The following is a 20,064-nucleotide window of genomic DNA, read 5'->3' on the forward strand; positions in this document are numbered from 1 at the left end:
CCTCCTTATGCATTCTTTTCCATTACAGTATTATAAAAGTCTTTTACTGCTTTTTTATAATCGTCCATCATTTCCAGATGGTCATTTGGCACATCATATTTAATTGCAATGACTTTTTCAAAAATGTTTTCCTGTTTCAATACAGACATTGGCATGCCCATTGCAATAAGAGAACGGCATTTTTTATATAAATACAGAATGATTTCCATCATTTTAAACTGTTTTTCCAGAGAGACGCAAGTATCGTCAGGATGGAACGCGTTCTGCTGTAAAAATCCCAGACGGATAACTCTTGCAATTTCCAAAGTCAGTTTCTGGTCGTCAGGAAGTACGTCACTTCCGATCAGTTTTACAATTTCCATCAGACTGCTTTCAGAGTTTAAAATTGCCATAATACGGTTTCTGTATTCCACGAATTTCGGGGAAACATTTTCGCTGTACCAGTAAGACAAATCGCCTAAATATTCGCTATAGCTGGTCAGCCAGTGAATAGCAGGGAAGTGTCTTGCATAAGCCAGAGATTTATCCAGTCCCCAGAAACAGCGGACAAAACGTTTTGTATTCTGTGTTACCGGCTCAGAGAAGTCACCGCCCTGTGGGGAAACTGCACCGATAATGGATACAGAACCTTCGGTACCATTTAAATTTTGCATCATGCCGGCTCTTTCATAGAAAGCAGAAAGGCGGGATGCAAGATAAGCCGGAAAACCTTCTTCCGCAGGCATTTCCTCCAAACGTCCGGACAGTTCACGTAAGGCTTCTGCCCATCTGGAAGTAGAGTCTGCCATAATAGCTACATCATATCCCATATCTCGATAGTATTCAGCAAGGGTAATACCTGTATAAATAGAAGCTTCTCGAGCCGCAACAGGCATGTTTGAAGTATTTGCAATCAGGGAAGTACGTGCCATTAAGGCATTTCCTGTTTTCGGGTCATGAAGCTTGGAGAAGTCCTCCAATACCTGTGTCATTTCATTTCCACGTTCACCGCAGCCGATGTAAATAATAATGTCGGCATCAGACCATTTGGCAATCTGGTGCTGAGTCATAGTTTTACCTGTACCAAATCCACCGGGAACAGCAGCAGTACCGCCTTTTGCAATAGGGAACAGAGTGTCTAAAATACGCTGTCCTGTTACAAGTGGTTTAGAAGCAGGATAACGTTTACTTGTAGGTCGGGGAATACGGATAGGCCATTTTTGTGCAAGCTTCAATTCATATTCAGAGCCATCTTCCAATGTCAGTACAGCAATGGTTTGAGTAATGTTGTACTGTCCGTCAGGAACAACGGATTTTACTATTCCGTGAATATTTGGCGGAACCATGGACTTATGCACAATGGACTCTGTTTCGGGAACTTCTGCAATAATTGTACCTCCATAAACTTCCATACCTTCGGAAACGGTCAGATGCACGTCCCAAAGCTTTTCTGTATCCAGAGAGTCTACCTGCATACCTCTGGAAATATATTTTCCGGATTGCTCAGCAATGACAGAAAGAGGTCTTTGAATACCATCAAAAATATTATTTAAAATACCAGGTCCTAATGTGACGGAAATAGCATCACCGCTGGCAGTTACAGTTTCACCCGGACGCAGACCACTGGTTTCCTCAAATACCTGAACCGTTGTGGCTTCTTTTTTCAGGGAGATAACTTCGCCTACCAGATTTTCCTTTCCGACATAAACCATTTCAGACATTTTGAAGCCTGTATTGCCTTTCAGGTAAATAACAGGACCATTAATGCCGTAAATTTCAGCAGTCTTACTCATGAGTAAATCCTCCATCGAAATTGAAGCGTTCCTTTTCATTTTCAAAAGCAGTAAGGAACGTATTGTCAATTAAAATATTTTTTTCAGGAATAACAGCTCTTATACCACCTAAAAAATCTGTTTCAGAGATGAGAGGAGTAATTCCGGTACGTTTTGCCAATTCTTCTGACCGGGCAGAGTCTCTTGCAGTCAGATAAATCTGTATGGAGTCGTTTTGAGCAATCTCCAGAGATTGTTTTATTTTATCCTCAAGCCAGTCTACATATTCTGGCTTTTGGGAAAAGGCGTTAAGTAAATCTTCTACTTCTGCAAAAATGCTTTCTTTTAGTTTCTGTTGCTTTTTGGAAAGCTTTCTTTTGATATGAAGATGTTCTGCAGAAAGGGCTTTGTTAATTTCTCTGGCTGCGTTGTCTGATTCTATTTTAAACTGGTTTTCAGAAGCAGCCTGCTTTTCCTGTTTATGACGTTCCATTTCTATTTCCAGCGCCGCTTTATATTCATCCAGTGCCTTTGTGGCTTCTTCTCTGGCGGTATCCATGGAAACTTCATAGAAATGCTGCAATTTTTCTTCTGTTGTCATACATATCACCTTCTTGTCATAATTTTAGTCCGATGGCTTCATTTACATACGAAGTAATGAAGTCAGGTGCCCGTCCTGTACCATGACGGTCGGGAATTTCAATAAGCAGAGGAAGCTTGTGGTTCAAGCGTACATCGTCAATAATATCAGGAAACTCTTTCCCGAATTTTTCTGTGAGGAGAATAATGCCGTTTTCTTTGTTTTGAATGGCTTCCTCCAAAGCACGATGAAGTTCCTCCCTTTCGTGGACAACCACACCCTCTACGCCAGCAAGGCGCATACCGGTGTAGGTGTCAATGTTGTCACTGATTAAAAACATTTTCATTGGAAATCATCCTTCCGTATCGAAATCAGCCTAATTTACCAAGAATCATGAAAGAAATAATCAGACCATATAATGCAATACCTTCTGCCATAGCTACGAAAATCATGGATTTACCAAATAAAGAACCATCTTCGCTGATAGCACCTAAGGCAGCGCTTGCAGAGCTGGCAACGGCAATACCTGAACCAATACCGGAAAGACCTGTAACTAAAGCAGCACCAATGTATCCAAGACCTGTAGCAAGATCAGAAGTTCCGGCAGCAGCTGCAGCATGAACACTGGCTGTTCCACTAAACATTACGATTGTTGCTACAAGAAGACTTCCGAAGAAGAAAAAGCAGTTACATGCAAGAGATTTTTTGTAACGTTTTTTTGTTTTTTCTCCCAGAAAGAATGCTCCAAAAGGAACAATAATGCTTAAAACTAAAGCTACTGCAGTAAGAATTTGAATGATAGTTGTCATAATAATATCCTCCTAAATATTAAACAGTCTGTGCCATTAAGCATGGTCAGAAGATTTTGTTTTGTTTATGTGTTTTAAAAATGGTTTAAATTCTTTTCCGGTGCCCTTGTAGAAACGGCTGAACATTTCGTAGTATTCAAGACGAAGTACCTGAATACCTACAATCAGGCCTTCCATGGCACATACGAAAAGATTACCTCCGATGACAATCAGCCAGTTAATGCTTCCGCCGCTTTCTGCACCTGCCAGCATCATAACAACGCCCATCATGGCAGCGTGGCTGACGGCAAAGGCTCCGATACGCACAAAGGAAAGTGTGTTGGAAAGAAAACTTAACATAATTTCAAACAGTTCGAAAAAGCTCTGTACAAAAAACATTGGTTTACTGCCTTCAATTACAGGGGTTTTCTTTTCTACTATACGAGTAATAGGTTCTTTCAACATAATAACCACTAATGGAACAGCAAACATTATAATTAAAATAATGGTAGCGGGCATTGGGTTTCCTGTGAGGAATAAGAGAGCAGATGCAGTCAAAGTTCCGTAAAAGATAAGTCCGCATACAGAGTTTTGATCAAACCAGATCCCTTCTATATCATTGGTACGAACTGCATTAATAATATGAAAAATCATAGTCACAAGAATGAGAAACATACCAAAAACAATGGCTACAACGAAAATGGTATTCATCTGTCCAAGACCGGGAACCAGCATCATAGCTTCCACAGGCCTTAGCCACACAGCATCAATAATGTGCTCGAAACCGAAAATACTACCAAACATAAAACCAAAGAAGGTAGAGAAAATACCTGCAGTTCCAATAATTGCACCTAAAGTAACCTGTTTCCATTTGTACAGTGCAAAACCTCCCAGTGCCAGAAGAAGACCTTGTCCCACATCTCCGAACATGACACCGAAAATAAAGGAATAAGTCAATGCTACGAAAATAGTAGGATCCAGTTCATGATAGTCAGGAAGTCCATACATTTTTACGTACATTTCAAAAGGCTTGAAAATCTTAGGATTTTTCAGCTTTGTAGGCGGTTTACAACTGATTTTATTATTGTTGTCTTCTACAACGCAGAAGAGATTAGAGTCATTTTCAATTTCTTTTAAGAAGGAGTCACTGTCTTTTTCGCTCATCCAACCGCATAAAATATAGAAAGTTTCCTGATGTTCCTGCACACAGGCAGCTACTTTTCTTACATCAAAGTTAGTAGAAAGCGCATTTAAGGCAGCTTGTGCGGAGAGAATTGCACTGGCATCACCATTTAAAAGTTCTTGGATTTCCTGATGACAGGCATCTAATTCCTGATCAATAGCATTTAACTGATTATTTAAATCACTGTGGAGTTTTTGCGGAGTGCCGTAGTAATAATCTTTTTTCAAGTAAATGCGCTCAAAGTGCATAGAAGAGAATACGGCGTCCACCTGTTCCATTTTTGTCCACAAGACAAAATAAAGTCCCCATACATAATCATCTTGATGGCATGGGAAAAAGATTGTGTCCAGATTATCATAGACATATTCTTTGAACTTTTCATAATATTCTATAGGAATACGTCCAAAACGTACCTGAACAAAACGATAATGTATCAGCTGGTCCAAATCCTGAGGCAGGGTAAGGAAAGGCGTAATACATTTTAAATCTTCAGTGACAGAGGCGCGTTTTTCATTGAGCTTGTCACATCTTTTTTTGATTTTTGAAATTTTTTCATTTAAAGCGTCCACAAGGGGCTGTATTTTTTCCAGAGAAATATCACGTATGGGAATGTTCTCTGTATCCTTAAGCTGTCCGGCGAATTCATTGATGCGGTTTAATAAATCTTTATAAGGATTTATCTGAATATACGGCGACAGATGCTGAACCTGACTTAACTGTGCCATGGCATTTTCAAGATGAATTTCATACTTGGAAAGATATTCATTTACCACACGGTCAATGTCGGATTTCGGACCGGTAATACTTAAGAATTTCATTTTCTCAATCATGTAATCACCTCCGGTTATTAAGTTTTGGCAATGTAATCCAAAATCTCAGTAGATGAAAGTCCGTAGCGGATACATTCAATAGCTGTAGTCAGTCGGTCTACCTCATGTTCCTTGTGATAGAGGTAGGAGTATAGCATAATTACTGAGTGAGGATATTTTCTGGACTCTGTTTCCAGAATCGTTTTTAAACTTAAATTGTAAAACGCTTCCAGTTTTTCCGGAACGAGGTCAGGAAAACGTTTTTTATAATAGGTAGTGTCCAGGATATTTTTAAATTCATCTTCGTCTGCAGACTCTACCAATGCAGAAATATCTTTTCTGCTAAGCCGATAACGCACAGGAATTAACAATGCATAAATATCAGCAGGAGTCATGTGGTAATATTTTTTTGAACGATAAATCCACTGGAGATTTAGCATATCAAATTTATTGCCATATGCTTTTGTGATTTCTTCTAAATCACGTTTTTTAAAGATTTTTTCTTTTACAGACCAGATATTGGCAAAATAATACTGGTCAAGTGCCATACCATAATCAAAAATGCTGGGGGTATAGTCATTACCTAATTTTTTCAAAGGCTTATAGTATTCAGAACCCTCCAGATTAGAAACAAATTCTTCCACAGTAGAAGAGTTTGCCAGTTTTTCAATATTCAGCTTTGAATGGCGGTCAAAAAAGTCTTTGAAAAGAGAAAGATCCAGTTCGGCATGTCCCTGGTCAAAAATTTTTCTGAGACAATCTTTCATGGTAGCCAGTTCGTAGCGTTTAAAGTATAAAGCCATAAAGGTTCGTTGTTCCGGATTGGCGAAACGATACAGTTTGGCAAAATTTTGATAAATGGTATGGGTAAGAAGCTTTTCAATATCTCCTCTGTGAAGGCTGTTTTCATCTAAATCAGCCCAAAGATCCTGAAATCCCGGCTGTTTTTTTAAGTAGGCAACCACAGCAGTAACAGAATGCATTTGAGCAATTTCCTGATATTGAGCTTCTTTTATAAGCTTGCTTTGCATGGCCCGGACTTTTGTAGACAGACCACTGTAAGAAAGCAGACTTCCCATATTCTCACATCCTTAATATTCTGTCATAAATTTCTTTTGCCATGTTTGTATGACATTTGGTATAGTAGGCCTCCAGTCTGGTTAAAACCTCTTCAGCCTCATTGCGTTGATTTTCCAGTTCTTGTTTCATCTGGATTTCCAATTCCTGCCGGATAGTATCGGAGCGGTTCTGGATCTCCATATCTATGGTGCAATCAAACTGCTGAACAGCTTCTTCATATTGCTGAGCCAGTTGTTTTTTTTGCTCTGAAACATCTTCCATAATATGTGAGGCGGCAGCTTCTATCTCTGCGAGTTTGTTGATAATGTCTTCCATAGGCTTTCCTCCTTTTTTTCTTATTCATCTTATTATACACCATTTCCAGAAAAAAACCACAGGATTTATTGTGGCTTTGACAGGAGGTAGGGTATCGGTTATACTTTTATAGAATAATTGGAAAGGCAGGAACGTGGAATGCGGTTAAGAAATATACCAGGTGCAAAAGATGCCATTGAAGATAGTAAATATGTAATTCATGATGTACAGGAAAAAAAGGGGAATTGGGCAGAAGTTTTTGGAAACGAAAATCCTGTTCATATTGAAGTGGGAATGGGAAAAGGCCGCTTTATTATGACCTTGGCAGAACTCTATCCTGACGTGAATTTTATTGGAATTGAAATGTATGACAGTGTTTTATTAAGAGCTATTCAGAAAAGAGAGGAACAGGAAAAAGAAGGGAAGATTTTAAATAATCTATTCTTTATTCGTATGGATGCAAGAGAACTTCCGTTAGTATTTGAAAAAGGAGAGGTGAAAAAGATTTACTTGAATTTTTCAGATCCATGGCCAAAAGAAAGACATGCAAAGCGTAGATTAACATCTCGCCAGTTTTTGGAAAGATATCAGCAGGTGCTATCAGAAGAAGGCGTGGTAGAATTTAAGACAGATAATAGAGAGCTGTTTGAATTTTCTTTAGAGGAAGTGAAAGAGGCAGGATGGAAACTTCTTGCTCATACCTTTGATTTACACCATGATGTGGAGATGAACATGGGAAATGTTATGACAGAATATGAAGAAAAGTTTTCATCTAAGGGAAATCCTATTCACAAATTGATTGCAGGACAATAAAATATATATAATAGAAGGAAGAGTTCAGGAGAGCCTACTATCATGAAGGGGAAAAAAAGAATGAAAGATGCAGTTTTTCAGTGGGCATATCAAAATAAACGACAGAAAACAAAAGCTTCTCAGGTGCTTCAGTCTATCGAAGAGGTAGAAAAGACTCTTAACTCTATAAAAATCAAAAGAAAATAAAGGAATGGGGCGGTCGCTTCAAACATCTAGGATATGCACTGAATGCGGCAGCCTCCATCAAATACATAAAATATTTCTAAAGTGTTTCTTTAAAAAAACAAAATAAATCTAAAAATATACTTGCTTTTTCTAAATGTATCAGGTATAATATTTTTTGCACTGAGGAAAACGAAATAAATAAGCGCCTTTAGCTCAGTTGGTAGAGCAGTAGACTCTTAATCTATTTGTCCAGGGTTCGAGTCCCTGAAGGCGCATTAAAAGCACTGTTTTTGCAGACAAGAGAGCTGCGGGGACGGTGTTTTTTGTTGTGCAAAAAAATGGATTTCTAGTAGAATATATTATGATTGACTGATTTAAAAAGTAAGAGGCTGACGCATTAAATACTATTCAGAAATATTGTTTAATACGGCAGCCTCCTTTTATATAAATGTTTTGCGTTTACTCCATCATAGATGCCAGAACCTGATTTACCAGTTTGCCGTCAGCAATTCCTTTTACCTTAGGCATCAGCACTTTCATGATTTTTCCTTTATCTTTTCCGGTTGGTGTTTCTATGGAAAGTTCACTTAAAACACCTTGAATAACCTCTTTAATTTCATCTTCATTCAGCATCTTTGGAGCAAATTCTTCATAAACAGCAATACGTTTTGTGCATTCTTCAATAATCTCTGTTCTGTCCTTTGGAGTCAGTTCAAGAGTTTCTTTTGTCTGCTTGATTTCTTTTAAAACAACTTCATTTTCTTCTGCTTCTGTTAAATCCTCACGTTTGTCAATGGCTTTATTTTTTAATGCAGACAACAGCATAGACAGGGACTCTTTACGTTCTTTGTCGCCTGCTTTCATGGCAGTAACCATAGCTTTTCTTACTTCATCAATTTTACTCATATAAAACCTCTCCTTTATTTTTTTATATCTATCATACCATAATTTGAAACTCCGTCAATGAATACGAAGGAGATTCCAGTGAAAATGTGCCGCAAGAGCACGGATAACTACAGTTACAATAAGACCAAAAATAAGTCCGGCTGCTTCTCCTATGGTATTTCTGCATACGATACAGACAATACCTCCGGCAATGGAAGCGCTGGCATAAACTTCCCGTACCAGAATATAAGGCGTTTCACTTGCCATAATATCACGAATGACGCCGCCGCCTACACCGGTGAGTACTCCGATAAACAGAAAAAAGAAAGAATTATCATCGGTAACATGACGTGAGGCTGTTTGAATGCCTACTACTGTAAAAATTCCTAGACCTACAGTATCACACCAGAGCATCACTTTATCATAGAATTTATTTTTAATTTTAGAATGAATAATCTCCGGGTTGGTATATACAATGGTAAACAATAAAGTGGAAGTGAGAATAGCAAATAAAATATATACAGGCTGAGCAAAGGCAGTGGGCGGCGTTACACCCAAAATTACATCTCTCATTATTCCGCCGCCTACAGCTGTTGTAGCGCCTAAGATATTTACACCGAAAATATCCATTTTTTTCTCAATAGCAATCATGGCGCCGGATGAAGCAAAGGCCACTGTACCAATAATTTCAAGAATAAAAGTAAAAATATCCATTAGGAAAATCCCCCTTGAGGTTGTAATCTGATATGTAGATGTATTATAGCATGTTTCTGCAAAAAAAACGTCATAAAAAGAAGGATATCTTGTTGACTTTTCTTGTATTCTTTGCTACATTGATGAGGTATAGTTTAAAAATTTAACGCATCAACTGATAATAATGCTAAGAGAGAGCAGATTATCCGGAGAAGGAGGAAAAAGTATGCATAATCATAAAAACGGAAGCTTTACAAATTCCGTGGGTTTTGTGCTGGCTTGCGTAGGTTCAGCAGTAGGATTGGGAAATATATGGATGTTCCCTTATCGATTGGGAGAATATGGGGGAGCGGCATTTTTAATTCCGTATATATTCTTTATCTGCCTGTTTGGGTTTGTAGGACTTTCTGCAGAGTTTGCAATTGGCAGAAAGGCAGGTACAGGAACTTTGGGTTCTTATGAACTTTGCTGGGCAGAAAAAAAGAAAGAAAAAGTAGGAAAAATTTTGGGATGGATACCGCTTTTAGGTTCTCTTGGAATTGCCATTGGATATTCTGTTATTATCGGATGGGTTTTAAGATTTTTATGCGGTTCTGTTACAAATACAGTTTTAGAACAAGACTCAGCAAAATACTTTGCTGACGTGACTGCGTTTATGGGAAATGTTCCATGGCATGTGATTGTAATCGGAATTACCGTGGTGGTACTTCTTATTGGTGCAGCTACACAGATTGAAAAAGCAAATAAAATATTGATGCCGTTATTTTTCGTATTGTTTGCAATACTGGCAGTGAGAGTGTTTTTCCTTCCGGGTGCAAAAGAAGGATATAAATTTTTATTTGTACCTAAGTGGGAGGCATTAGCAAACATTGATACATGGGTAATGGCTATGGGGCAGGCATTTTTCTCTCTATCTATTACCGGTTCAGGGATGATCGTTTATGGCTCTTATTTGAGCAAGAAGGAAGATATTCCGAAAGCTTCCATGCAGACAGCATTTTTTGATACGATTGCAGCGATGCTTTCCGCATTGGCAATTATGCCGGCAGTATTTGCCTTTGGAATTGAACCATCTGCAGGTCCGTCTTTGATGTTTATTACTATTCCGAATATTTTTAAACAAATGCCAATGGGAAGACTGTTTGCGATAATCTTTTTCCTGTCTGTATGTTTTGCGGGAATTACTTCTTTGATTAATATGTTTGAAGCAGTTATTGAAAGCTGGCAGCATAAGTTCAAATTGAAAAGAAATCATTCAGTATTACTTTGTGGCGCTTTAACACTTTTTGTTGGACTTTTCATGGAAGAAGAAGCAAGAGTGGGAACATGGATGGATTTTATTACCATTATCGTAGTTCCGTTTGGAGCAGTTTTAGGAGCAATTTCTATTTACTATATTTTAGGGTTTGATAAAATTAAAGAAGAATTGGAAGAAGGACGTAAGAAGGGGCTTTCCAAAATATTCAAACCTACTGCAAAATATATATATGTGCCTTTGACAATTATTGTATTTATTTTAGGGCTTATTTATAAAGGAATTGGATGATTTAGAGGAAGATGTTGTTTTCAGACAGCATCTTCTTTTTCTTTATAGTTTAAACAAGTTGACATAAACTTAAAAATCATATTATAATTATGAAATAATTGGTTCATAAAATTTATACAGAAATTTGTATGTTAAGATAAAGAAATGATAAGGAAGGAGATTATCATGAGCGAACATCGCAGAAGACGAAGAGATGAAGAAGAAGCAAGAAGACGTGAAATAGAAAGACGCAGAAGAATTATCAGAGAAAGAAAAAGACGTCAGAGGATTATGCGCCAGAGGATGATTTTAGCCGGTATAGGTGCTGTAGTTTTAATTGTGGGAGGTGTTGCAATTGGAACATCTGTACATAAAAAAAATGAAGCAAAACAAGCGAAAAAGATAGAAGAACAGAAGAAACAAGAGGCAGCAAAAAAAGAAGAAAATGTACTTCGTATGGTAGCTGTGGGCGACAATCTTATTCATGATGCTGTGATTAACTCCGGTAAGGAGCAGGATTGGAATTTTGACTTTTTATATGAAAATATTAAAGAGGATATAAAAAAGGCGGATTTAGCATCAGTTAATCAGGAAACACCTTTTATTAAAAATCATGATCAGGCTGCAGGCTATCCTGACTTTGCTACTCCGACAGAAGTAGGAGATGCATTGGTAAATGCAGGATTTGATATTGTGACACAGGCAACGGAACATGCTTTTGACAGAGAAAGTGATGGAATTACAGAGTCTGTGGAATTTTGGGATAAAAGTTATCCTAAGATTACGAATTTAGGAATACATGAGAAAGATAATGAAAGTCGCTATCAGATAATTGAGAAAAAGAATTTTAAAGTTGCAGTGATGAACTATAGTTCTATGATAAGCGAAAATCACTCTATTCCATCCACAGAAAGTTATATGGTAGATACATATTCAGAAAAAAAAGTGAAAGAAGATTTAGCAAAAGCAAAAGAAGAGGCAGATGTGAGCATTGTATATCTTCATAGTGGAAAAAGTGATGCAGAAGATTTGGATGAGAAACTTCAGGAAAAAATTAATTTTCTGGCAGAGCAAGGAGCAGATGTTGTAATTTGTTCCCATCCTCATATTTTAAAGAAATACGGAAAGCTGACAAGACCTGATGGAAAGGAAATGCTGGTATATTATTCTCTTGGAAATTTTGTAAGTCATCAGTCGTCTTTAGAAAATCTCTTGGGAGGTATGGCAGAATTTACGCTGAAAAAAGATGCTAAATCAGGGGAAGTAACTATTGAAGAATACAGCTTAGTTCCTCTGGTAATGCACTATAATGAAGATTTCACTAATGCAGGTGTTTATAAGTTATCTGATTATACAGAAGAATTAGCAAAGGAACATAAAATTCATACAGAAGATGAAGAAGCAGAGTTTACCTTATCAGCTTTAAAAGAAGCAGCTGACAAGGTAGCAACTCCGGTAACGGGAAGTTCACAGAAGACTTTAGGCGAAGAAGTTGATGAAAAATCTACGCAGGATAGTGATACTTCAAAAGATGAGAATAAGGACAGCAGCAGTAGTTCAAAAAAGACAAAAACGGAAGAATAGTATTGGAAGAGAGCAGGAGATGTTTAATGCAACAGCTCCTGCTTTCTTTTTTCCTTTGTTTTCTCTACATAGCAGTCGGGAGAGTAGGGAAGAATTTCTTTGTAGGAGTCAATTTCAGAAGCAGATTTTGGCATGGCAGGAATAAGACCTGTGGCCTCGGTTGTGGCACATCCGTCTAAATCATGGATGGATGTAGCTTCTACATTAAATTTATCAGAATAGGAATTTTTATTATTATTCATGGTATGCCTCCTGTTTTTTCTTTTAGTATTTCCGAAAACCAATAAGGTATGTATGAAAAGATTGACAAAAAACATGGAAATCGTTATGCTGTATGAGGTTATAAAAGGAGGGAAAACAAAAATGGATAAAAATACAAACGCAATGGGTACAAAAAAGGTTATGCCACTTTTGATTTCCATGTCTGTACCGCCTATGATTTCTATGCTAATCCAGGCATTATATAACATTGTGGACAGTATGTATGTGGCCAGAGTAAGTGAGGATGCACTGACGGCAGTTTCTTTGGCATATCCTTTACAAAATATGATTTTGGCAGTGTCCTGTGGATTTGGTATTGGTCTAAGTGCCTGTGCAGCCAGAGCTTTAGGGGCAAAGGATGACAAGGAGGTTACAGCAACAGCTAATCACGGATTGATTTTTTGTGCCGTACATTGGCTTTTATTTGTGGCAGCAGGAGCTTTTTTGACAAAACCTTTTCTCAGCGCATTTACGGACAGTCCTGAAATATTGGATATGAGCTGTCAGTATACACAGATTGTTTTATTTTTTAGTATTGGGAGTATGTATCATTTATATTCAGAAAAGCTGTTTCAGGCAACGGGAAATATGATCATGCCTATGTTTTTTCAGGGAATAGGAGCAATTTTTAATATTATTTTGGACCCTGTATTAATTTTTGGGTGGTTTGGTTTACCTGCTATGGGAGTACAGGGAGCGGCGATTGCAACTGTTGCTGCCCAGATTTTTGCAGCGGCATTATCTATGGCATTTTTCTTGAAAAAATGTCAGTCTATTAAAATTAATCTAAAAGGTTTTCGACTGGACGGCGAAATTTTAAAGAAGATATATATGGTGGGAATTCCTTCTGCCATTATGATGGCTATGCCATCTATTTTGGTAGCAGCATTAAATTCTGTTTTAGCTGCTTTTTCCGCAACAGCCATTGCTGTATTTGGACTTTATATTAAAATTCAGTCTTTCGTGTATATGCCTGCAAATGGTGTTGTGCAGGGAATGCGTCCGATTATGGGATATAATTATGGTGCAGGAAATAAAAAGCGTATGAAGGAAACTTTAAAAGCAAGTATGGAGGCAACAGGCGTGATTATGCTGCTTGGTATGTTGTTATTCTTACTGTTTCCGGAATTTATTATGAAATTATTTGATGCAAATGCGGAAATGCTGCGGATTGGTGTTCCTATGCTTCGTATTATTGCTGTGGGATTTTTGATTTCTACAGTAGGATGTGTACTTTCCGGTGCATTTGAAGCCCTGGGAAAGGGAATTCACTCCTTGATAATTTCCATGCTGCGACAGCTTGTGATTATTATTCCATTAGCTGCATTATTATCCAGAAGTATGGGGCTGTTAGGTGTGTGGATTACATTCCCGATTGCAGAACTTTTGGCTGCTTTGATAGGATGTGTGCTTTACGGCCATTTTATGAAACATTTAAAATTATAGGAGAGAGCAATGGGAAAACATAAAGAAAAAGAAATTAAAACAAATGCAATGAGAATTTTAGATAAAAATAAAGTTCCGTATGAAGTGCTACAATATGAATGCGATGAATTTATAGATGGGCTTCATACTGCAGAAAAGACAGGAGCGCCTGTAGAACAGTCTTTTAAAACCTTAATTGTACAGGGGAAAAGTAAAGAGTATTATGTAGTAGTTATTCCCATTGCACTGGAAATTGATTTAAAGAAAGCAGCGAAAGCGGTAGGTGAAAAATCAGTAGAGCTTATTCATGTGAAGGATATAACTAAAGTAAGTGGTTATGTGCGGGGCGGATGCAGCCCATTGGGAATGAAAAAACAGTATCCTACGATTATTCATGAAAGTGCGCTTGAGTATGAGCAAATTTATGTAAGTGGCGGCAGGATTGGAACGACTTTAAAGGTAAATCCGAAAGAATTAGCTGAAGTTGTATCGGGAAAATTTGTGGAAATAGCAACGAGGCTGTTGCATTAAGTGCATAAATATTCCGAATTTCTGCTTAATGCGACAGCCTTATGTTTTTCATAGAAGACTATAAATGAAAGGAATTTTTTACAATATCTGCAAGAAGTTGTTGTCCTTGAAGTGTGAGGTGGATACCATCAGTGGTGATATTTTCATAACCTTGTTCTTGAATTTTTTCATTCAGAGGTGATTGCAAAGGTATGAAGTAGGCGCCATAATTTCGAGCAAGTTTTTGAATGTTCTTAGACATTTTTTTCTGCCATGGTATCCAGTCTTCGTACTTTCCCTGTTCGGGAAAGATGAATGGTTCCAGAATAATTACCTTTGCCTGCGTTTCTCTGGATAAATCAAAAAGCATTTCATGATAGGCGCGAATACTGTCTTCTAACATATAAAGCTTATCCTGCTCGGATGCAGAGGAATTAGCAATCAGACCAATATCGTTGATACCTACCAGGATACTGATATAATCTGGATTTAAAGAAATACACTCGCTGTGAAGAGTTTCGGCAACATTTTGAACCACATAGCCTTCTACCCCGCGATTGATAATTTCCCAATTTTGTTGTTGGGCTTCTAAGCGTTCTGAAAATATATTTACATAACCAAATCCCAGCTTATTGGGAGAAGTTCTCCTGCCGGCATCGGTAATACTATCACCTAAAAATATAATAAGTCCCATAGTTTATACTCCTTATTATTGTTTCTATTCAATATTTTAACTGAAAATCACGGAGATTGCAAATGATAATTTTGTACAGTCTATCCAAATCGAAAAATCAGCAATAAATTCTCTTTACAAATTTCTTAGAGAAGGCTATAATCAAATACAACTTCAAAACATTCTTACAGTCATTCGACTGATAATTTTCCAAATTTTAAAATTATAAAAGAGGTGATTTTTTGTCGGTACAATCGTTGTGTGTATTGGTTTTTTCGTGTATCGCCATGTGTATGGACTTTCTGATGGAAAGGGTAGTGAATGGTTTCATCGGGGCGGTTTTTCTGGCGGGTTTTTACTGGCAGATAACGGAAAATGGTGCAGCTGGAATTTTGTATGCAAGTCTGGGATTTTTACTGCCATGTATACTTTTGCTGCCGCTGTTTTATTTTCGGATGCTGGGAGCCGGGGATATAAAGTTAATCTCTGGTTTGGGAACCTTTTTGGGTGCGGGTTCTGTTTTTAAATTAATTCTTTGTTCTCTTTTTCTGGGAGGATTATTATCTTTAGCATTTCTAATTTCCTGTGGGAATTTTAAAGAGCGATTTTCTTATTTTTTCAATTATGTTTATGAATATAGCAGCAGTAGGAACTTACGTGCGTATATGAAAAGAGGCAGCCAGCCTGAAAATTTTCATTTTACAGTACCGGTGTTTTTAAGTGTCATGCTTTATGTAGGAGGATTTTATTGAAGAAAAATATTATTGCAGTGTGTGACTCAGATACCGATTATGCCTGTAATTTTACAGAGTATCTGAACAATAAGAAAAAGCTGCCCTTTCGGGCAGAAGCTTTTACAGATGTAGAAAAATTTTATGAGTCTGTTGGTAATCAGCCGCCGCCAATTTTATTGATTGCTGAAAAAGATATGGACGATAGAATACAACAGATGGAGAAGGAAAATATAGTAGTTCTTGCTGATGAAAAGGAGGAACAAAGTTCACCTTATAAATGTATTTATAAATATCAATCAGCAGAAAGTGTGATTAAAGAGGTGATGGAATACTATACAGCAAAATCTTTGATGCCGTTCTATTCCGATGAAGGGAAAGGTGTGGAGATAGTAGGCGTTTATTCCCCTTCCGAAATATGCGCGAATTGTTTGTTTGCGATGACGGCAGCTCAGATTATGGGAGAGGAAAAAAGAGTGTTATATATCAGTATGGAAACTTTTGCGGAGTTGGAAGGCTTTTTGTCACAAAAATGTGATAGAAATCTTACAGACTTCTTTTTTGACCTAAAATGTGGAAAAGAAAATTTGTGGCAGGAAATAGAAGAAATGATACAGCAGTTAGGAGATGTGGAGTATTTGCCGCCTGTAGAATCACCGGAAGATATTAAATCTATCCCATTTAGCCACTGGAGTCGACTTTTTGAAATGATAGAGAAAAGCAGGCGCTATAACACATTGGTATTGAATATCAGCAGCGCAGTAGATCAATTATTTTCTGTCTTGAATTTGTGCAGCAGGATTTATATACCTGTTAAGCCGGGATTTATAGCAGATTGTAAACTTTCTCAGTTTCAGACATTGTTGAAGAGCTGGGGTGTGATAGAAGAAGATAGAATAAAGACTGTTTTTCTTTCAGAGAAGGTCAGAGAGACAGAAGGAATACATTCCATGCAGGAGCTGAAAATGGGACCCTGGGGAATTTTTGTGAGAAAGGTACTGGAAGGCCATGAATGATGAAAAGAGTGATGAGTTTCAGGAACTACGAAAGATATTGACAGAGAGGTTGGAAAATACATGGAAAGAATTAGATGCAGAAGTTTGGGATATTATAGATGAAATTCTGCATCAATATGGAAAGGAAAAATATTTACCCATTGCAAAGAGGGAAGCGCTTAGAAAATCTCTTTTTATGTCTGTGCGGCGTATGGATATTTTAGAAGAACTGCTTGAGGATAATGACATCACGGAAATCATGGTTAATGGATGGAACCGGGTTTTTATAGAAAAAGAAGGGAAAATAGAGGCTTTTGAAAAGAGCTTTTCGTCCCCGGAAAAACTGGATGATGTCATTCAACAGATGGCATCCAGATGTAATCGTGTAATCAATACATTAAATCCAATTGTTGATGCAAGATTACAAGGGGGAGAAAGAATAAATGCAGTAATTGCCCCTGTTGCCCTTGATGGTCCTGTACTGACTATACGAAAATTTCCCCAGGAACCCATTACAATGGATGGATTGTTAGAACTTGGGAGTATTACGAAAGAAGCCGCAGAATTTTTAAAAAAACTTATGGCAGCAGGCTATACAATCTTAATCGGAGGCGGAACGGGTTCAGGGAAAACAACATTTCTGAATGCATTATCCGAGTATATTCCTAAGGATGAAAGAGTAATCACTATTGAGGACAATGCAGAACTACAAATTCAGGGAATAAAAAATTTGGTTCGTCTGGAATGCAGACCTGCCAATATAGAGAAATCTCAGGAAATTACAATTGGGGATTTATTAAGAACCTGCCTTCGTATGAGGCCCAGTAGAATTATTGTAGGGGAGGTGAGAGGAAAAGAGGCAGCGGAGCTTTTACAGGTTGTGAACATAGGAAATGACGGGAGCTTGAGTACCATTCATGCTAATAGCTGTAAGGATATGGTAAGCAGGTTGGAAACGATGGTGCTCATGGGAATAGATTTACCCATACAGGTTATCCGCCGTCAGATTGTTTCGGGCTTTGATATATTTGTACATTTGGGCAGAATGTTAGATAAAAGCAGAAAAGTGCTGGAAATTTGCGAAATCAAAGAAATTTCAGAGGAAGGTGAAGTCATATTAAATCCATTATTTATCAGAAACAAGGAATTAGAAAAAAGAGGAGAGCTTTGTCATGCCGAAAAACTTATAAAAGCCGGGATTGCCCCATGAATAAAATTGATTATGATGTTTATCGGCTTTCGGCAGGGCAATGGGGAATATATCTTATCGAGGCAGTTTGTGCCTGCATAGGTATTAATTATCTGTTTTATAAAAGTTTAGCAGTGTTTTTCTTTATGCTGCCATTGCCTTTCTGGTATGTTCATCAGAGGAAAAAGCAGCAAATCCGTTTAAGAAAAAAGCGGTTAAACTATCAGTTTAAAGATGCTTTAAATGCTATGCAGGTGGGAATATCAGCAGGATATTCCCTGGATAACACCATAAGAGAAGCAAGAAGAGATTTGGAAAGGCTGTATGGACAAAAAGCAGATATGGTCAGAGAATTTGCATACATAGAAAAGCAGTTAGGTCATAGCGTGCCTTTAGAAGAACTTTTATATGATTTGGGAATTCGGAGCAGGGTGGAAGAAATTTTGAATTTTACAGATGTTTTAATACAGGCGAAAAAGAGGGGTGGCAATATGCGGGTTATTTTAAACCGGTGTATTTCGTCCATTGAGGAGCGTATTCAGGTAAAAAAAGAAATTGACACTATTCTGGCATCCAGAAAAATGGAGCAGAAAATTATGAGTTTTATACCACTGGGAATTATTCTCTATATGCAGTTGACTTCGCCGGAATTTTTAGGTGTGTTATATGGAAATCCACTGGGAATTTGTGTTATGACAGTTTGCCTTTTTCTATATATTGCAGCGTTTCAATGGGGAGTGAGGTTGACGCAAATTGACATTTAAAAAATTTTATATGGCTGCATCAATTATTCTGGTGGGAAACCTTTTGGGAATAGGGATTTTTATAAAAGAGGAAAAAGAAAAAAGTATGGAATATCTGGAAAGAAATCCTTATGGGGAAGGGGCTTACGAGGAAACTCTTGTGGCAGAAACAAAAGGAAAAACACAGGAAATTACAGTATATGTAGATGAAAAAAATTACACAGAAAAAGAAATGATGGATTATATAAAAGAAGCGAAGCAAGAATTGAATCAATGGATAAAAAAGGTAGAAAAGAGGTGTGAGAATTTTGAATTTCCACAAACTTTAAAGGGAAACCCGGTGAGAATATCCTGGAGTACAGGAAATCCGGATATTTTAAGCTGGGAAGGTATACCGGGCAAAAATATTTCTGAAAATGGAGAAAATGTGGAAATTATTGCTGCTATTTCTCTTGGAGAAGAAACAGAAATATGGAAAAAACAGATTATGGTATATCCACCAAAACTAAATGAAAGGGAAAAAATGCAGAGAGAAGTTCAAAAAGAAGCAGAGCTTTTAAGTAAAAATCCATCAGGGCCATTGTATCTGCCCCAGACTCTGGAAGGGGAAGAAATCCGTTATAAAAAAACAGGATCAAATACCGGAAGAATTGTGTGTTTTCTGTCTTTTGTTTTGGGCTTTGGAGTATATCCTTTACAAAAAGAAAAGGAAAAGAAGAAACAGGAGAGTATAAGAAAGGAGATGCAAAAAGATTATCCTGATATTATTCAGAAACTGGTACTATTTTTAAGGGCCGGATTTACCATACGAAGGGCTATGGAAAAAATTGCAGAGGGATATTTACGAAGCAGAGAAAAGTATCAAATGAAAGAAAGGAGTGCTTATGAAGAAATTGTTCGTACCTGCAAAGAAATGCAGGGCGGGATTTATGAAGCAGAGGCATATGAACGTTTCGGAGTCAGGTGTGAAGTCTCCCAATATAAAGTTTTGTCTGTTTTACTGGTGCAGAATTTAAAGAAAGGTAACCAGAATTTATTGGAACTTTTAGAGAGAGAGGAGGCAGTGGCGGAAGATGAAAGAAAGCGCAGTGCAAAGGTAAGGGGAGAAGAAGCATCTACCAAGCTTTTGCTGCCTATGATGTTACAGTTGATTGTTGTGCTGATGATTTTGATGATACCCGCATTTTTTAGTTTTTTATAAGACGGAGGTAGAGTATATGAGATTATTAAAGGAATTTTGGCAGGAAGAAGACGCAGTTGGTGTAGTAGAAATTATATTGATACTGGTGGTCCTTATTGGACTGGTGTTAATTTTTAAGGAACAGCTTACTAGTTTGGTGAAAAGTATTTTATCAAAAATTACAAAGCAGAGTAACAGTATATAGAG

Annotated in this window: 23 protein-coding genes and 1 tRNA gene; 13 read left to right on the plus strand and 11 right to left on the minus strand. The window is 37.5% G+C overall.

Features of this window, described 5'->3' with window-relative positions:
• Positions 1-5: 5 nt before the first annotated feature.
• From BQ7352_RS05710 to BQ7352_RS05740, 7 genes are read right to left on the minus strand one after another with little or no spacing between them, the layout of a single operon-like run.
• Positions 6-1,772, minus strand: a complete 1,767-nt coding sequence (locus BQ7352_RS05710) for a V-type ATP synthase subunit A (RefSeq protein ID WP_072447741.1) — start codon at positions 1,770-1,772, stop codon at positions 6-8.
• Positions 1,765-2,352, minus strand: a complete 588-nt coding sequence (locus BQ7352_RS05715) for a V-type ATP synthase subunit E (protein ID WP_072447744.1) — start codon at positions 2,350-2,352, stop codon at positions 1,765-1,767. The genes BQ7352_RS05710 and BQ7352_RS05715 overlap by 8 nt, the downstream gene beginning before the upstream one ends.
• Before the next feature lie 16 nt (positions 2,353-2,368).
• Positions 2,369-2,677 carry a V-type ATP synthase subunit F gene (locus BQ7352_RS05720; RefSeq protein WP_072447746.1) on the minus strand — a complete coding sequence of 103 codons (309 nt, stop codon included), beginning with the start codon at positions 2,675-2,677 and terminating at the stop codon, positions 2,369-2,371.
• Between the two features lie 25 nt (positions 2,678-2,702).
• On the minus strand, positions 2,703-3,140 hold the full coding sequence (locus BQ7352_RS05725) for an ATP synthase subunit C (protein ID WP_072447748.1): 438 nt from the start codon (positions 3,138-3,140) through the stop codon (positions 2,703-2,705).
• Between the two features lie 36 nt (positions 3,141-3,176).
• A complete protein-coding gene (locus BQ7352_RS05730; protein ID WP_072447750.1) occupies positions 3,177-5,132 on the minus strand; it encodes a V-type ATP synthase subunit I in 1,956 nt (651 codons plus the stop codon).
• 17 nt (positions 5,133-5,149) lie between these two features.
• The gene (locus BQ7352_RS05735; RefSeq protein ID WP_072447752.1) at positions 5,150-6,190 is read right to left on the minus strand and encodes a V0D/AC39 family V-type ATPase subunit; all 1,041 of its coding nucleotides are present in this window, start codon (positions 6,188-6,190) and stop codon (positions 5,150-5,152) included.
• Positions 6,191-6,194: 4 nt separating this feature from the next.
• Positions 6,195-6,506 (minus strand): hypothetical protein, encoded by a 312-nt coding sequence (locus BQ7352_RS05740; RefSeq protein ID WP_072447754.1) that lies wholly within the window; start codon positions 6,504-6,506, stop codon positions 6,195-6,197.
• Positions 6,507-6,644: 138 nt separating this feature from the next.
• Between BQ7352_RS05740 and trmB the strand changes: the two genes are divergently transcribed.
• From trmB to BQ7352_RS05750, 3 genes are all read left to right on the plus strand, one after another.
• On the plus strand, positions 6,645-7,298 hold the full coding sequence (gene trmB / locus BQ7352_RS05745) for a tRNA (guanosine(46)-N7)-methyltransferase TrmB (RefSeq protein WP_072448624.1): 654 nt from the start codon (positions 6,645-6,647) through the stop codon (positions 7,296-7,298).
• A gap of 42 nt (positions 7,299-7,340) precedes the next feature.
• Positions 7,341-7,484, plus strand: a complete 144-nt coding sequence (locus tag BQ7352_RS14625; protein ID WP_200791372.1) for a hypothetical protein — start codon at positions 7,341-7,343, stop codon at positions 7,482-7,484.
• A gap of 181 nt (positions 7,485-7,665) precedes the next feature.
• Positions 7,666-7,738 (plus strand) — tRNA-Lys (locus BQ7352_RS05750).
• A gap of 184 nt (positions 7,739-7,922) precedes the next feature.
• Here the strand turns inward: BQ7352_RS05750 and BQ7352_RS05755 are convergent.
• Both BQ7352_RS05755 and BQ7352_RS05760 read right to left on the minus strand, forming a co-directional pair.
• Entirely contained in the window at positions 7,923-8,369 is a 447-nt protein-coding gene (locus BQ7352_RS05755) for a GatB/YqeY domain-containing protein (protein WP_072447757.1), read from the minus strand.
• A 54-nt stretch (positions 8,370-8,423) separates the two neighbouring features.
• Positions 8,424-9,062 carry a trimeric intracellular cation channel family protein gene (locus tag BQ7352_RS05760; protein ID WP_072447759.1) on the minus strand — a complete coding sequence of 213 codons (639 nt, stop codon included), beginning with the start codon at positions 9,060-9,062 and terminating at the stop codon, positions 8,424-8,426.
• 205 nt (positions 9,063-9,267) lie between these two features.
• On the opposite strand from BQ7352_RS05760, the gene BQ7352_RS05765 reads away from it, so the two are divergent.
• Positions 9,268-10,587, plus strand: a complete 1,320-nt coding sequence (locus tag BQ7352_RS05765; RefSeq protein ID WP_072447761.1) for a sodium-dependent transporter — start codon at positions 9,268-9,270, stop codon at positions 10,585-10,587.
• 165 nt (positions 10,588-10,752) lie between these two features.
• Complete coding sequence (locus tag BQ7352_RS05770) at positions 10,753-12,150, plus strand: CapA family protein (protein WP_072447763.1); 1,398 nt, start codon at positions 10,753-10,755, stop codon at positions 12,148-12,150.
• Positions 12,151-12,173: 23 nt separating this feature from the next.
• Here BQ7352_RS05770 and BQ7352_RS05775 read toward each other — a convergent pair whose 3' ends face one another.
• Positions 12,174-12,392 carry a GTPase gene (locus tag BQ7352_RS05775; protein WP_072447766.1) on the minus strand — a complete coding sequence of 73 codons (219 nt, stop codon included), beginning with the start codon at positions 12,390-12,392 and terminating at the stop codon, positions 12,174-12,176.
• Positions 12,393-12,513: 121 nt separating this feature from the next.
• On the opposite strand from BQ7352_RS05775, the gene BQ7352_RS05780 reads away from it, so the two are divergent.
• Both BQ7352_RS05780 and ybaK read left to right on the plus strand, forming a co-directional pair.
• Positions 12,514-13,857, plus strand: coding sequence for an MATE family efflux transporter (locus BQ7352_RS05780; RefSeq protein ID WP_072448626.1), 1,344 nt, complete (start codon positions 12,514-12,516; stop codon positions 13,855-13,857).
• Between the two features lie 9 nt (positions 13,858-13,866).
• Positions 13,867-14,367, plus strand: a complete 501-nt coding sequence (ybaK, locus tag BQ7352_RS05785) for a Cys-tRNA(Pro) deacylase (RefSeq protein ID WP_072447768.1) — start codon at positions 13,867-13,869, stop codon at positions 14,365-14,367.
• A gap of 58 nt (positions 14,368-14,425) precedes the next feature.
• On the opposite strand, the gene BQ7352_RS05790 is transcribed toward ybaK, so the two are convergent.
• The gene (locus BQ7352_RS05790; RefSeq protein ID WP_072447770.1) at positions 14,426-15,040 is read right to left on the minus strand and encodes a GDSL-type esterase/lipase family protein; all 615 of its coding nucleotides are present in this window, start codon (positions 15,038-15,040) and stop codon (positions 14,426-14,428) included.
• A 221-nt stretch (positions 15,041-15,261) separates the two neighbouring features.
• Here BQ7352_RS05790 and BQ7352_RS05795 point away from each other — a divergent pair, with 221 nt between their 5' ends.
• From BQ7352_RS05795 to BQ7352_RS05820, 6 genes are read left to right on the plus strand one after another with little or no spacing between them, the layout of a single operon-like run.
• Positions 15,262-15,771: a prepilin peptidase gene (locus BQ7352_RS05795; protein ID WP_072447772.1), complete on the plus strand. Its 510-nt coding sequence runs from the start codon at positions 15,262-15,264 to the stop codon at positions 15,769-15,771.
• A complete protein-coding gene (locus BQ7352_RS05800; RefSeq protein WP_072447774.1) occupies positions 15,768-16,766 on the plus strand; it encodes a P-loop NTPase family protein in 999 nt (332 codons plus the stop codon). The genes BQ7352_RS05795 and BQ7352_RS05800 overlap by 4 nt, the downstream gene beginning before the upstream one ends.
• Positions 16,759-17,955, plus strand: a complete 1,197-nt coding sequence (locus BQ7352_RS05805) for a CpaF family protein (RefSeq protein ID WP_072447776.1) — start codon at positions 16,759-16,761, stop codon at positions 17,953-17,955. Before BQ7352_RS05800 ends, BQ7352_RS05805 begins: the two co-directional genes overlap by 8 nt.
• Positions 17,952-18,698: a type II secretion system F family protein gene (locus BQ7352_RS05810; RefSeq protein WP_072447778.1), complete on the plus strand. Its 747-nt coding sequence runs from the start codon at positions 17,952-17,954 to the stop codon at positions 18,696-18,698. Before BQ7352_RS05805 ends, BQ7352_RS05810 begins: the two co-directional genes overlap by 4 nt.
• Positions 18,688-19,878 carry a type II secretion system F family protein gene (locus BQ7352_RS05815; protein WP_242948536.1) on the plus strand — a complete coding sequence of 397 codons (1,191 nt, stop codon included), beginning with the start codon at positions 18,688-18,690 and terminating at the stop codon, positions 19,876-19,878. The genes BQ7352_RS05810 and BQ7352_RS05815 overlap by 11 nt, the downstream gene beginning before the upstream one ends.
• Positions 19,879-19,894: 16 nt before the next feature.
• Entirely contained in the window at positions 19,895-20,062 is a 168-nt protein-coding gene (locus BQ7352_RS05820; RefSeq protein WP_072447780.1) for a Flp1 family type IVb pilin, read from the plus strand.
• Positions 20,063-20,064: the final 2 nt, after the last annotated feature.

The organism is Blautia sp. Marseille-P3201T (genome assembly GCF_900120295.1).
Classification (GTDB): Bacteria; Bacillota; Clostridia; order Lachnospirales; family Lachnospiraceae; genus Blautia.